This window comes from Bradyrhizobium sp. S3.12.5 (assembly GCF_040548225.1).
GTDB classification, from domain to species: Bacteria; Pseudomonadota; Alphaproteobacteria; order Rhizobiales; family Xanthobacteraceae; genus Bradyrhizobium; species Bradyrhizobium cytisi.
Window position 1 is genome coordinate 116423 of the sequence record NZ_JBEPRF010000004.1, and the last position, 13524, is coordinate 129946.

Annotated in this window: 13 protein-coding genes; 11 read left to right on the forward strand and 2 right to left on the reverse strand. The window is 63.6% G+C overall.

Annotated features, from left to right (window positions below; genetic code table 11):
• From ptsP to ABIC09_RS06640, 11 genes are all read left to right on the forward strand, one after another.
• Positions 1-1599, forward strand: a complete 1599-nt coding sequence (gene ptsP, locus ABIC09_RS06590; protein ID WP_354108762.1) for a phosphoenolpyruvate--protein phosphotransferase — start codon at positions 1-3, stop codon at positions 1597-1599.
• Positions 1596-2027 (forward strand): hypothetical protein, encoded by a 432-nt coding sequence (locus ABIC09_RS06595; RefSeq protein WP_354033138.1) that lies wholly within the window; start codon positions 1596-1598, stop codon positions 2025-2027. The genes ptsP and ABIC09_RS06595 overlap by 4 nt, the downstream gene beginning before the upstream one ends.
• 40 nt (positions 2028-2067) lie before the next feature.
• Entirely contained in the window at positions 2068-3057 is a 990-nt protein-coding gene (dhaK, locus tag ABIC09_RS06600) for a dihydroxyacetone kinase subunit DhaK (RefSeq protein ID WP_354033137.1), read from the forward strand.
• A 106-nt stretch (positions 3058-3163) separates the two neighbouring features.
• The gene (locus ABIC09_RS06605; protein ID WP_354108763.1) at positions 3164-3769 is read left to right on the forward strand and encodes an SMP-30/gluconolactonase/LRE family protein; all 606 of its coding nucleotides are present in this window, start codon (positions 3164-3166) and stop codon (positions 3767-3769) included.
• A gap of 95 nt (positions 3770-3864) precedes the next feature.
• Positions 3865-5766: an ABC transporter substrate-binding protein gene (locus ABIC09_RS06610; protein ID WP_354108764.1), complete on the forward strand. Its 1902-nt coding sequence runs from the start codon at positions 3865-3867 to the stop codon at positions 5764-5766.
• A gap of 76 nt (positions 5767-5842) precedes the next feature.
• Positions 5843-6847, forward strand: coding sequence for an ABC transporter permease (locus tag ABIC09_RS06615; RefSeq protein ID WP_354108765.1), 1005 nt, complete (start codon positions 5843-5845; stop codon positions 6845-6847).
• Positions 6847-7710, forward strand: a complete 864-nt coding sequence (locus tag ABIC09_RS06620) for an ABC transporter permease (protein WP_354108766.1) — start codon at positions 6847-6849, stop codon at positions 7708-7710. The genes ABIC09_RS06615 and ABIC09_RS06620 overlap by 1 nt, the downstream gene beginning before the upstream one ends.
• Positions 7707-8738: an ABC transporter ATP-binding protein gene (locus ABIC09_RS06625; protein WP_354108767.1), complete on the forward strand. Its 1032-nt coding sequence runs from the start codon at positions 7707-7709 to the stop codon at positions 8736-8738. The genes ABIC09_RS06620 and ABIC09_RS06625 overlap by 4 nt, the downstream gene beginning before the upstream one ends.
• Positions 8735-9571 (forward strand): ABC transporter ATP-binding protein, encoded by an 837-nt coding sequence (locus ABIC09_RS06630; RefSeq protein ID WP_354108768.1) that lies wholly within the window; start codon positions 8735-8737, stop codon positions 9569-9571. Before ABIC09_RS06625 ends, ABIC09_RS06630 begins: the two co-directional genes overlap by 4 nt.
• A gap of 26 nt (positions 9572-9597) precedes the next feature.
• The gene (gene arfA / locus ABIC09_RS06635) at positions 9598-11142 is read left to right on the forward strand and encodes an arabinosylfuranosidase ArfA (protein ID WP_502917653.1); all 1545 of its coding nucleotides are present in this window, start codon (positions 9598-9600) and stop codon (positions 11140-11142) included.
• Between the two features lie 56 nt (positions 11143-11198).
• A complete protein-coding gene (locus tag ABIC09_RS06640; RefSeq protein WP_148750865.1) occupies positions 11199-12209 on the forward strand; it encodes an ArsR/SmtB family transcription factor in 1011 nt (336 codons plus the stop codon).
• Positions 12210-12788: 579 nt separating this feature from the next.
• Here the strand turns inward: ABIC09_RS06640 and ABIC09_RS06645 are convergent.
• Both ABIC09_RS06645 and ABIC09_RS06650 read right to left on the reverse strand, forming a co-directional pair.
• Entirely contained in the window at positions 12789-13016 is a 228-nt protein-coding gene (locus ABIC09_RS06645; RefSeq protein WP_148750866.1) for a hypothetical protein, read from the reverse strand.
• 34 nt (positions 13017-13050) lie between these two features.
• Entirely contained in the window at positions 13051-13236 is a 186-nt protein-coding gene (locus tag ABIC09_RS06650) for a hypothetical protein (RefSeq protein WP_148750867.1), read from the reverse strand.
• Between the last annotated feature and the right edge of the window lie 288 nt (positions 13237-13524).

Genomic DNA, 13524 nt, shown 5'->3' on the forward strand with positions numbered 1-13524 from the left:
GTGGCAGAGATTCATCTCATCGGCCGTACTGCCTCGCCGGGCCTCGCGATCGGACCGGTCACCATGCTGACTGCGGCTGTGGCCAAGCGAACGGCGAGCGACGATCCCGCGCAGGAGGCCGCGGCACTGCGGGCTGCGATTGAAGGCGCGAGGGCGGAGATCGCCGAGCAGATCAAGACGATTCAGGGCGAGGTGGCCGACATTCTGGAATTCCAGGTCGCCATGCTCGAGGATGACGCGCTGGCGGATCCTGCATATGGGGTCATCTCGGAGGGGATCACTGCCGACCACGCCTGGCGCTTGGCACTCGATGTGGAGATAGCTGGCTATCGCGCTGCTGAAGATGAATATTTCCGTGCCCGGGCGGCTGATATCGTCGACATCCGCGACCGCGTGCTCGCGCATCTGAGCGGCGTGGATACGGTCGCCAGGATTACCAGCGGCTCGATCGTAGCGGCTGACGACATCACGCCTTCCGCTTTTCTTGCCGCTGACTGGTCGCACGGCGGCGCCATCGCGCTGGCTGCGGGCTCACCTTCCTCGCATGTTGCGATGTTGGCGCGGGCGCGCGGGGCGCCCATGGTCGTTGGGCTCGGGCCACTGTCGTGGAACGGACAGCCACCGGCGTTGGCGCTCGTCGACGGCGATGCCGGCACCGTGATCTTCGATCCTGAGCCGGAAACGCGCCGCCTGTTCGAGCACCGCATGGCGGTTGCGAATGCTGCGCAAGCCGCCGTCGATGCCGGCCGCCTCGACTCGGCACGCACGGCCGACGGCCAGCGGATCGCGGTCCTTCTCAATATCGCCGCGCCCGAAGACCTCGCTGGCCTCGATCCTGCAATCTGCGACGGCATCGGCCTCGTGCGTACGGAATTTCTGTTCGAGGCGTCTCAAGGCCTGCCGGACGAGGATGCGCAATATGCAGTCTATCGGCGCATTCTCGACTGGGCCGAGGGAAGACCGGTGACGATCCGCACCCTCGATGCCGGCGGCGACAAGCCGATCGCCGGCTTGACGATCGATAGCGAGCGCAATCCGTTCCTCGGCCTGCGCGGCATCCGTCTCTCGCTCGCGCGGCCGGACGTGTTTCGGGTGCAACTGCGGGCACTGTGCCGTGCGGCTGTGCACGGGGCGCTGAAGGTGATGCTGCCGATGATCGCGGTCCCTTCGGAGCTCGACCGTGCCAGTGCCCTGCTGGATGCGGAGTTCACGGCGCTCAGGGCGGAAGGGATCGCCTGCGCCCGACCGCCGCTCGGCATCATGGTCGAGGTCCCGGCGGCGGCGCTCCGCGCCGAGGCTTTCGGCGCGGCGTTCTATTCCATCGGCTCGAACGACCTGACCCAGTACACGATGGCGGCGGCGCGCGACATCGGTGCCGTCGCGGACCTCAACGATACCGGCAATCCGGCGGTGCTGGCGCTGATCTCCCGGACTGTCGAGGCCGGACGAAAGCGTGGCGTGGAGGTCTCGCTCTGCGGTGACGCCGCGGCCGATACGCGCCTGACCACGGCGCTGATCGCCACCGGCTTGACAACTCTCTCGGTGTCGCCGATTGCCGTCGCGCGGCTCAAGGCCGCAATCGCAAAGGTGCGTTCATGACGGATGAAGCAGGCGAGGATACCCGCGCGCCTGGTGACAGCAATGTGGCGGATTACAAGGCCATCCTGCGACGGGTGCTCGACAATCGGCCCTCGGGGACGCGGCTGAAGCTGGCGGCGGCGCTGGGCAAGAATCGCTCCTTCGTGACCCAGATCACCAATCCGGCGTATCTGGTGCCGATTCCGGTGAAGCATGTCGCGATCATCTTCGAAGTGTGCCATCTGTCCGGCGCCGAGCGCGCGGCATTCCTCCAAGCCTATGGACGCGCGCATCCCGGCCGGCTGCGTGCACCCCACCGCGAAGCGCACACCCGCACCGTCTCGGTGACCGTACCCGACCTCGGTGACGACAAGAAGAACCGCGCGCTCGAACAGCTGATCGTGGATTTCGCTGCGCAACTCGCGCGCTATGCCGAAAGTGTGGGTTGAGCCATTGATTTGAACTTCAGACGAGATGGGGAGGACGTTCATGAAAAAGCTGATCAACAGCACCGATACGATACTCGAAGAAAGTCTGGACGGTTTCGCGGCAGCCCATGCGGGTATCCTGCTTCTTGGTGCCGAGCGAAAATTCGTCCGGCGCCGCACGTTGAAGCCAGGCAAGGTCGCGCTGATTTCGGGCGGCGGCTCGGGACATGAGCCGCTGCATGCGGGCTTTGTCGGCCTCGGCATGCTCGATGCCGCTTGCCCCGGTCAAGTCTTCACCTCGCCGACACCGGACCAGATGATCGAGGCCGCGGAGGCCGTCGACACGGGCGCAGGCGTGCTCTTCATCGTCAAGAACTACGAAGGTGATGTGATGAATTTCACCATGGCAGCCGAGATGGCCGGGCGGGAAGTTGCGAGCGTGGTGACCAACGACGACGTGGCGGTGGAGAAATCGACCTATACGACCGGTCGTCGCGGCGTCGCGGGGACATTGATCGTGGAAAAAATGGTCGGCGCTGCGGCCGAGACCGGAATGCCGCTTGCCGCTCTCGCGGCGCTGGGCGAAGAGGTCAACCGGCGCACCCGCTCGATGGGGGTGGCGCTGTTGCCATGCACCGTGCCGGCGGCAGGGCGGCCAAACTTCGCATTGGCCGACAATGAAATGGAAATGGGCGTCGGCATTCATGGCGAGCCCGGCCGGCGCAGGGTGCCGTTGGCGTCCGCCGATGCAATCGCCGCCGAGCTGCTCGATGCGATCCTGAAGGATCTGGCGCCCGGCAAGGGGAGTGAAGTGCTGCTTCTCGTCAACGGGTTTGGTGCGACGCCTCTGATCGAACTCTATCTGATGGTCAATGCCGCAAAGCGGATTCTGGACAGCGCGGGGGTGGCAGTGGCGCGCTTCCTGACCGGTTCCTACGTCACATCCCTCGACATGGCCGGTGTTTCGATCACCGTATCTGTGCTCGATAGCAAGTCGACGAAATTATGGGATGCCCCGGTGCTGACCGCAGCTCTGCGGTGGGGCGTCTGATCTCAGCTCGCGGCTTGGTTTTGACCGCAAACAATGACTTATCGACTCCGCTCCCGCGAAACTGAGCCTCGTCGTTCCCACCAAGAGAAAATCCATCGAGAGTTCAATGCAGCTCTCGCGGCTCCGGTCAGCCGGCTCTCATTGTTCTGCCGTCGTCCCCTATTCGCCAGTCCGTTGCCAGGAACAGCTGACGCTGGCCGTTGTCGACAACGAGCGCGAGCTGCTCACCACCGACACGGCCTTCTATGTGCCCGATGACGCCGACGGCCGGTTGACGCTGCGCACGACAATGTATCGATGCGGGCCAATGACGGACGGGTCCACGCCTGCGGCGCGCTGTGGACCGGACCATGAGACGCCAGGCCGAAAGGGCATGGGCGCGATCTATCATTTCCACCGCGGCGAGCTGAAACGGCTCTATGCTAAGGTGACCATGCCAAACGCGATCTGCTTTTCGCCCGCCGGTGGCACCGCTTATGTCAGCGACACAAGGACGGCGCTGCTGCGGCGCGTCGCGATCGATCCCTTGACCGCGCTGCCGACCGGCGAGCCGCAGACGCTCTGCTATCACCGCGGCCAGACCCGCGGCCTAGACGGTCAGGGCCGCCGATCCGCTTCACGGCCAAACATTCGTGCTCGAGGTCGGCGCCACCAGACGCCCCGAGCCACGCATCAGGCTAGCCCGAGCACTAAACCCGAACTTCGGATATAGATCACGATTTTGGTTGTTCACCAGTTTTCCCCCATCTAGGATCGCGCGCACAACAAGCGCGAGCCCTGAAGCCTCGCACGATGAGGGAGAAAACGATGAACCGCATTCGTGCGTTACTGCCGGCGGTGTGTGCGCTGGCGCTGCAACTGTTCCTGCCTGTGATTTCCGGTCAGGCACAGGGCATTCCGCAGAACATTCCCCGCAAGGAACTGCTGATCCTGGAGAACCCGGAAGGCACCATCAAGAACGCCGGCTGGTTCAACATCTGGGCGATCAACGCCGGCGCGCAATCCAACGGCTTGCAGCAGGCCGCGCTCGATACGCTGTGGTACATCGATCCGGAAAGCGGCATCAACGGCGTCTGGGAGAACGCGCTCGCCGCCGACAAGCCGCAATACAATGCCGATTTCACCGAAATGACGGTGAAGCTGAGCAAGGGCATCTTCTGGAGCGACGGCGTCGAATTCACCGCCGAGGACGTGCTGGCGACGGTGATGCTGCAGATCAAGAATCCGGGGATGCGCTACAGCGCGGTGATGGCCAGCAACGTCGCCTCGGTCGAGGCGCCGGATCCGTATACGGTGGTGTTCAAGCTCAAGAAACCGAATTCGCGCTTCCACGCCAACTTCACGGTGCGCTGGGGTGCGGTCTGGATCCTGCCCAAGCACGTGTTCGAGAAGGTGCCGGATCCGGCCAAGTTCGACTTCAACAAGCCGATTTCGCTTGGCGCCTATGTGCTGCACAGCTTTGACCCCGACGGCAAATGGTACATCTGGCAATTGCGTGACGACTGGCAGCGCACCACGCTGGGGCGCTTCGGCAAGCCCGGTCCGAAATATCTTGCCTATGTCGATCCCGGCCCGCCCGACAAGCGCGTGATCGCGCAGCTCAACCACGAGCTCGACGTCATCCATGACATCGCCCCGGAAGGGATGTTCGCCCTCGCCAAGCAAAGCAAGACCACCCGCGCCTGGTTCAAGGGGTTCCCCTACGGCCATCCGGACCCGACATTGCCGGCGGTGATTTTCAATGACCAGAACGAGCTGTTCAAAAACCGCGACGTCCGCTGGGCGCTGGCGCTGCTGATCGACATCAAGGCGGTGTCGATGGCGTCCTATCGCGGCGCCGCCACCATCTCGGCGATCGGCGTGCCGCCGACCGGGACGCATCCGGCCACCTACCATCAGCCGATGGAGGAATGGCTGAAGAGCTTCGAGATCGATACCGGCAAGCGCAAGATCAAGCCCTACGATCCGACCGTCGGCAAGCAGATCGCCGACATGCTGCGGCCCTCGATGGGCGAGCAGATCCCGTCGGATCCGAAGGAGATCGCCCGCGCCTTCGGCATGGGCTGGTGGAAGACCGATCCGCAGGCCGCCGCCGAACTCCTCGAGAAGGCCGGATTCACCAAGCGCGGCGGCGCCTGGTCGACACCGGACGGCAAGCCGTTCACGGTGCGCGTCATGGTCGAAGGCGATCTGCGGCCGGTGATGACCCGCGCCGGCACCATGATCGTGCAGCAGTGGAAGCAGGCCGGCATCGATGCCAAGATCGACGTTGCGCAAGGCACGCTGCCGACCCGCCGAGCCGCCGGCGATTTCGACAGCTTCATCGGCTGGAGTGTCGAGACCTGGGGCGGCCATCAGGACCTGTCGTATTTCCTCGACAGCTGGCACTCGCAGTTCGTTGCCGAGCCCGGCAAGTCGCAGCCGCAGCGCAACTGGCAGCGCTGGTCCAACCCCGAGCTCGACAAGATCATCGAACAGACCCGCAGCGTCGGCTTCGACGATCCGAAATCGATCGAGCTCGGGAAGGACTACGTCAAGCTCGCCGTCAAGGAGATGCCGACCATTCCGCTGATGGCCTACAATGTGTTCACGGCAATGGACCAGACCTACTGGACCGGCTACCCGACCGCGGAAGATCCCTACACCGATCCGGTGCCGAACTGGGGCAACTCCCGCTACATGTTCGTGAAGCTGAAGCCGGCGCATTAAACCGGCAGCGCCGTTTTCTTATCCCTCCTCGCAAGGGGAGGGATCGCAAGCCGCTCACCGCTCAAGCAATGAACTCATGAACGGATACCTCATCTACATCGTGCGGCGGCTGGGGCAATTCGTGCTGGTGGTGTTCATCGGCATCAATCTCGCTTATGTGATCACCCATGCCACGCCGATCGACCCGGTCGAGCAGTCGATCTCGGCGGCGACCTCGTTCGGAAACACCGCGCCGGATGCCATCGAGCAGATGCGCACGTCACTGCGGGAGCTCTACGGGCTCGGCGGCTCGCCGGTCGAGCAGTATCTGGTGTTCTGGAGGCGCATCCTGCGGGCGGATTTCGGGCCGTCGATGTCGGCGTTCCCGACGCCGGTCTCGACGCTAATCGGTCGCGCGCTGCCATGGACCGCGGGGTTATTGGTGATCTCCACCATCATCACCTGGGTGCTCGGCAACCTGCTCGGCGGGCTCGCCGGCTACTACCAGAAGAGCCGCGGCCTGAAGCTGATGGGCGTGATCGCGATGGGGCTGCATCCGATCCCCTATTACATCCTGGCGCTGCTGCTCCTGATCGTGTTCGGCTTTCTGTGGCCGGTGCTGCCGATCGCCGGCGGCTCGGCGATGAACCTGCCGCAGACCTGGACCTGGGACTTCATCTCCAGCGTGCTGATGCATGCCATCCTGCCAGCGCTGTCACTGATCCTGATCGGCATCGGCAGCTGGTTTCTCGGCATGCGTTCGCTGGTCTCAAACGTGGTGACCGAGGATTATGTGATCTACGCCGAACTCGGCGGCGTCGACCGCCACCGCATCTTGACCTCCTATGTGATGCGCAACGCGCTGGTGCCGCAGGTCACCGGGCTGGCGATCTCGCTCGGCGGCATCTTCAACGGCGCGGTCATCACCGAAAAGGTGTTCGGCTATCCCGGCATCGGCTCGCTGCTGGTCGATGCGGTATATGCCGGGGACTACGGCTTGGTGCTCGGCGTCACCACCATTTCCATCGTCGGCGTGTCGATCGGCGTGCTCGCCATCGATCTCCTGTATCCGCTGCTCGATCCCAGGGTGAAGGTGCGCTGATGCTGCGGATCCTGCGCGACCTGCTGCGCTACAACCCCGAATTCCGCATCGGTATCGTGCTGGTGGGTTTTGTTTTGATCCTGTCGGTGTTGGCGAGCTTCTCGCCCTATCCGCCCGATCAGGTCTACGTGGTGCCGCCGGACGTGCCGCCGTCGCCGATCTACTGGTTCGGCACCACCTCGCGCGGCCAGGACGTGTTCTGGCAACTGACCTTCGCGATCCGCAACACCTTGCTGTTCGGAGGTACCGTGGCGCTGATCAGTCGGGTGCTGGCGCTCGTGATCGGGCTTGTCAGCGGCTACAAGGGCGGCTGGATCGACCGCGTGCTGATGTCGATCAACGACACCTTCATCGTGATGCCGCTACTGCCGATCCTGGTGCTGTTCTATTTCGTTATGCGCGACTCGATGTCGTGGCTGATTCTCGCGCTGATCATGGCCTGCCTTGGCTGGGCCTATGACGCCCGCCTGATCCGCTCGGTGGCGATGAGTCTCAAGACCAGGGAGTTCACCCAGAGCAGCGTGTTCTCCGGCATGAGCACTCGCGAGATCCTGGTGCAGGAGCACCTGCCTTACGTGATGCCGATCGTGTTCTCGACAACGATGAACAATATGGTGTGGTCGATCGGGCTCGAAGTGACGCTGTCGGTGCTCGGCTTCACCGACATCAATACCCCGACGATTGGCGGCATGATCTACTGGGCCAACCAGCATACCGCGATGGTCGCCGGCATCTGGTGGTGGATCGCCTTTCCCACGGCCATCGTCGTCATGACCTTCATCGGGCTGTTCCTGCTGGCGGTCTCGATGAATGAATACATCGATCCGCGCAGCCGCCTGAGCCGGATGGGAGGCGCCTCATGACGGCCTCGCCCGCCCTGCCGGCTCGTCCCGATGCGGCTGCGCCGATCCTGGCGGTGCGTGACCTCAAGGCGCATTTCCGCACCAATCATTTCGGCGTCAAGCGCTATGTCAAGGCGGTCGACGGCATCAGCTTCGACGTCCGGCGAGGCGAGATCTACGGCCTCGCCGGTGAATCCAGCTCCGGCAAGACCACGCTGATCAAGACCATCGCCGGGGCTATCAAACCGCCGCTGGAGGTGGTCGGGGGCACCGTCGATTTCGCCTTCCTGCCAGGCTACGGCGGGCTGCACCGGGCGCCGCCGGCCGAAGTGGCGCGGATCCGCTGGCGGCATCTGTCCTACATCATGCAGGGCTCGATGAACGTGTTGAACCCCGTGCGTCGGCTGTGCGCGACCTTTGCCGATTTCGCACGCTCGCATATCGATGCGAGCGACCGCCAGTTCGAGCAGGCCGTGGTCGATCACCTGGCGCGCGTCAAACTGGATGCCTCGGTGCTGACGGCCTATCCGCATGAACTCTCCGGCGGCATGCGCCAGCGCGCCACCATCGCGCTCGCCACCATCTGCCGCCCCGATTTCATCATCGCCGACGAGCCGACCACCGCACTCGACGTCGTGGTGCAGAAGGACGTGCTCGGCATGATCCGCGGCATTCAGCGCGAGATCGGCTCCTCGGTGCTGTTCGTCACGCACGACATGGGCGTGCACGCCCATCTCACCGACCGGCTCGGCATCATGTATGCGGGCCGCCTGGTCGAGGAAGCCGCGACGGCGGAGATCTTCCGCCGGCCGCTGCATCCCTACACCCGGCATCTGATCTCGAGCCTGCCTCGGATCGGCGACGACATCCAGCGCAAGGGCCTCGAAGGCTCGCCGCCCAGCCTCGCCGACCCGCCGCCCGGCTGCCGGTTTCATCCGCGCTGCCCGCTGGCCATGGCGGCTTGCAGTGAGCGCGTGCCCGACATGGTCGAAACCGAGCCGGACCATCGTGTCGCCTGCTTTGCCGTCAACGGGGACCAGGCTCCATGAGCAACGCATTGCTCGAGGTTTCGCACGCCACCAAGGTGTTCAGCCGCGGCGGGCTGTTGTCGAGCCGGCGCATCGTCGCCGTCAATGATGTCAGCTTCCGGATCGAGGCGGCACGGCCGGTAATATTCACCATCATCGGCGAGTCCGGCAGCGGCAAAACCACGCTGTCGCGGATGATCCTGAACATCGAGCAGCCCAGTGCCGGATCGCTGGTGCTCGATGGCACCGATCTTTCCACCGTCCGCAGCAACCGGGATCGCCTCGCGTTCATGCACAAGGTGCAGCCAATTTTCCAGAACCCGTTCGAGGCGTTCAATCCGCTGAAACAGCTCGACCGCTATCTGTTCACGACGCGGCGGCGATTTTCCGCGGCCGTCGGCCAGGACGCGCTCGAAGCCGCCGTCGACGAGGCGCTGCGCAAGGTCGGGTTGTCGCTGAAGGAAGTGCGTCATCGCTACCCCCACGAGATGTCCGGCGGGCAACTGCAGCGCGTCGCCATCGCGCGCGCGCTGCTCTCAAGCCCGAAACTGATCGTCGCCGACGAGCCGGTGTCAATGGTCGATGCCTCGCTGCGCATGTCGATCGTCAACCTGTTCAGGGCGCTGCGCGATGATCTCGGCATCTCGATCATCTACGTCACCCACGATCTCGCCACCGCCTATTACATCAGCGACCGCATCATGATCATGCAGAATGGCCGCGTGGTCGAAAGCGGCGACGCCAGGACCGTGCTGAACGCCCCGCAACACCCCTATTCGCAACAGCTGCGCGCCGCCGTGCTCCTGCCCGAAGTTGCCGGCGGTACAGCGCCGGCCAATTCGCCGTCAACGTAACACCAGGCACCGCATCGGAGAGAAAAGTGAGAAAAGCAAAAGTTCTGATGGACCGCGATTTCGTCATCGGCCAGACCGATCCGCGCCTGTTCGGCGCCTTCGTCGAGCACCTCGGACGTTGCGTCTACGGCGGCATCTACGAGCCAGGCCACAAGACCGCCGACGAGAAGGGATTCCGGAAGGACGTGCTCGATCTGGTGAAGGAGCTCGGTCCCACCATCATGCGCTATCCCGGCGGCAATTTTGTTTCCGGCTACAATTGGGAGGATGGTGTCGGCCCGGTCGACCAGCGGCCGGCGCGGCTCGACCTTGCCTGGTTTACCACCGAGCCGAATACGTTCGGCACCAACGAGTTCATGGACTGGTGCAAGGTCGCCGGCGTCGAGCCAATGATGGCGGTGAACCTCGGTACCCGCGGCGGCGACGCCGCGCGCAACCTCGTCGAATATTGCAACCATCCCGGCGGCACCTATTGGTCTGACCTGCGCCGCGCCCATGGCTGGGAGAAGCCGCACGGCGTCCAGTTCTGGTGCCTGGGCAATGAAATGGATGGTCCCTGGCAGATGGAATACAAGACCGCGGCCGCCTACGGCGCCGTGGCGCGGGAAGCCGCCAAGATGATGCGCTGGGTCGATCCGACCATCGAGCTCGCCGCCTGCGGCTCGTCGGCGCGCAACATGCCAACGTTCGGGCATTGGGAAGACACCGTGATCGAGCACACCTTCGATCACGCCGAATACATTTCGCTGCACACTTACCTCAACAACTACAAGCAGGACACCGCCGCCTTCCTGGCCGCCCCCGACCTGATGGACAGGTTTATCGACGAGGTCGTCGCGATCGCCGATTCGGTAGCGGCGAAGCGCCGCTCAACCAAGCGGATGATGCTGAGCTTTGACGAATGGAACGTGTGGTATCGCACCCGGCGCAAGCGCGCCGACCGGGTCAAGGAAGGCTGGCCGGCGGCGCCGCCGATCCTGGAGGAGATCTACACCATGGAGGACGCGTTGGCGTTCGGCGGCGCCTGCATCTCGCTGCTCAACCATGCCGACCGGATCAAGTCCGCCTGCCTCGCCCAATTGGTCAACGTGATCGCGCCGATCATGACCGAGACCGGCGGACCGGCGTGGCGGCAGACCATCTTCTTCCCGTTCGCGCATGTGAGCCGGCTCGGTCGCGGCAAGGTGCTGCGCGCCCAGGTCGAGTCCGAGACCTACGATTCGGCCTATTACGATCCGCGCGGTACCGACGAGCAGACCTTCCCGGTCAGCAATGTGCCGTACCTGAAGCTGGCGGCGGTCGCCGGCGAGAGCGGCGGCCTCTCGCTGTTCCTGCTCAACCGCGACCTCAGCCAGGAGACAGATATCAGTCTCGAAGCCAGGAGTTTTGGGCGGCTCGCGGTTGGCGAAGCGCTTGAACTGCGGCATGACGACCTCCAGGCGACCAACACCAAGGATGCGGCGGAGCGCGTCAAGCCGGCTCCACTGCAGGGCGTGAGCGTGGAGGGCGGCCAGATTCGGGCTCGGCTGAAGCCGGCGTCGTGGAATGTGATTCATTTGTACGCGAACTGACATCGCGGATCCCGAGCCGGTGCGGTATTGCCGGCTCGGACAGCGAGGACTCCAGCATGCTCGACAGGAATTCGGATCCGAAGAAGCGGACAAGACTCGCCGGCAAGCGGGAACGGGCACGGGCCGTGCCGAAGTCGAACGGTATCCGCAGCTTTCTCAACGTCGATCCCGAGCAGCAGTTCGAGATCGTCCGCGGCCTCGCCTCACCGGTGCGGGTGCGCATCCTGCGGCTGCTGCGGCGGCGCGGTCCGCTCAACGTCAACCAGATCAGCGAGGCGCTGGGGCTGCCGCAATCGACCATCGCGACCAATATCCAGATCCTGGAGGAGTCCGAACTCATCGACACCGAGATCGGTCGTGCCCGCAAGGGCCAGCAGAAGATCTGCGCCGCTCGGTTCGACGAGATCGTGATCCGGCTCGATGGTGAGGAGACCAGTCGGCAAAAGGACATCATCGAGGTCGAGATGCCGGTCGGGCTGTACACCAGTTATAATGTCTCGGCACCCTGCGGGCTGTGTTCGACCAAAGGCATCATGGGCGTGCTCGACGTGCCCGACCTGTTTCTCGATCCGTGCCGGGTGCAGGCCGCCCTGATCTGGTTCGGGCGCGGTCATGTCGAATACAAGTTTCCCAACAACGCAAAAGTGCTGAATGCCAATGTCGAGGCGCTCGAATTCGCGCTGGAGCTATCGTCGGAGGTGCCGGGCACCAATGCCGACTGGCCCTCGGACATCAGCCTGTGGGTGAATGAGGTCAAGGTCGGCACCTGGACCTCACCGGGCGACTACGGCGATCGCCGCGGCGTCCACACCCCGCGATGGTGGAAGCTCGAAGGCTCGCAATACGGCGCGCTGACCCAGTGGCACATTTCCCCAAAGGGCACCTACATGGGAGCGAAGAAGCTGTCGTCGGTGACCCTGGCCCAGTTGCGACTCGCCGAGCACCATTCGATCCGGCTGCGCGTCGGCATCGACGACGACGCGGCCCACCCTGGAGGGGTCAACATCTTCGGCCGCGGCTTCGGCAATCACAATCACGATATCCTGATGCGACTGCACCTGAAGTAGGGACCGGTCCCCCATCGGCGCGACCAGCTGGGTTGCGCGTGCCCTCTTGAGCGTTACGGAAACTCGGCGGTCGTGACGCCAATGCGAGGGGGCGAGCGCTCGAGGGTTCTTGATCCCGCATCGTTTCATCCAGAACCTTCATTGCGGCCAGGGCGCGGCGGTCTTCACCGTTCTCGCTCCAGAACGCCGCAGCAAGAAAAATCAACAGCTTAGAAGATGTTCACTGCGTTCGGGACGCAGGGATGGCCTCGATTAGATCGCAATTTGCACGAGTGTCGGTATCGGCGGTTGCGCCTCCCGCAGCCACCGACAGTTCCCGCAGCAGCTGCTGCGCGAGTCGCCGGAATTCTCAAACTACGACGCCTGCGAGTCAGCTGCCCTCGGCTATCGGACTGCTGGAGCGCTACGCCGAGCTGGACTCTATATTACGGTGACAGTGCACTTAACTGCTATCGCGAATATGTTTGGCGCGCGATGACGAGGCGGGCCGAGTGGCTCACCGCTCCAGCTGGGAAGAAGCTTTGGCGGTGCTTTAGAGCCGCTCCTGCAAGCTCAAATCGTGCAGCTGTTTGTGCGCCTTCACTTGCTCTTCGTCTTGGGCTGCTTTTTTGGCGCCGGGCCCGCTGCGGCTTCCCGCGCCAGCCGCTCTGCCTTCAGCCGCTCTCGATTCTGAGCGAAGGCCTGCTCGGCGAGCGCGTGCTCGGACATTGCCTTCACTGCATCGACTTGGCGGAAGGCCTTGCGTGCTTCACGCTCCGCTTTGCTGATTGGCTTCGGCGGTTGGTGCTCACCAAATGTCTTTGTCATCTTTTCTCGATCCAGACGCTGCTCGATAGTCGGGTCAATTCTTGCTTGTCAGCCCGGCATCTCGCGCCAGGCGCTCCGCCCTGAGGCGCTTATGGTTTTCCTGGAACTCCGGATCGGCGTGGCTGTCCGCGATCGTTTGGCGCGCCCCGATTGGATTTTGCGCCTTTCGGTCTGCTTCATCCGCGAGCTGTTGCTCGGCGGAGCGCGTCCGTTTGGTCATGCTCGATCCTTGCACCTGCGACTTGTCCAGAGCTGTTCAAATGAGTCGTGGGAACAATAGACGCTTGTCGCGCAGTCGGCGACCTCAAAAGTGCAGGGCGTTCACCCAACGGTTCTAGCGCACCGGCGAAGCTGCCACACGAACGCAGACCGGCCCCAAACCTGAGGACATCGTTGGACACGGTCGGACTGCGCAGCGCTGTTTTTGCTGGTCTGAGCGGGAGGGCAATGGTTACATTGCGTCACAGCATGCTCTACAGTAGAGCAATCGTAGATCACTTTAGAGGTA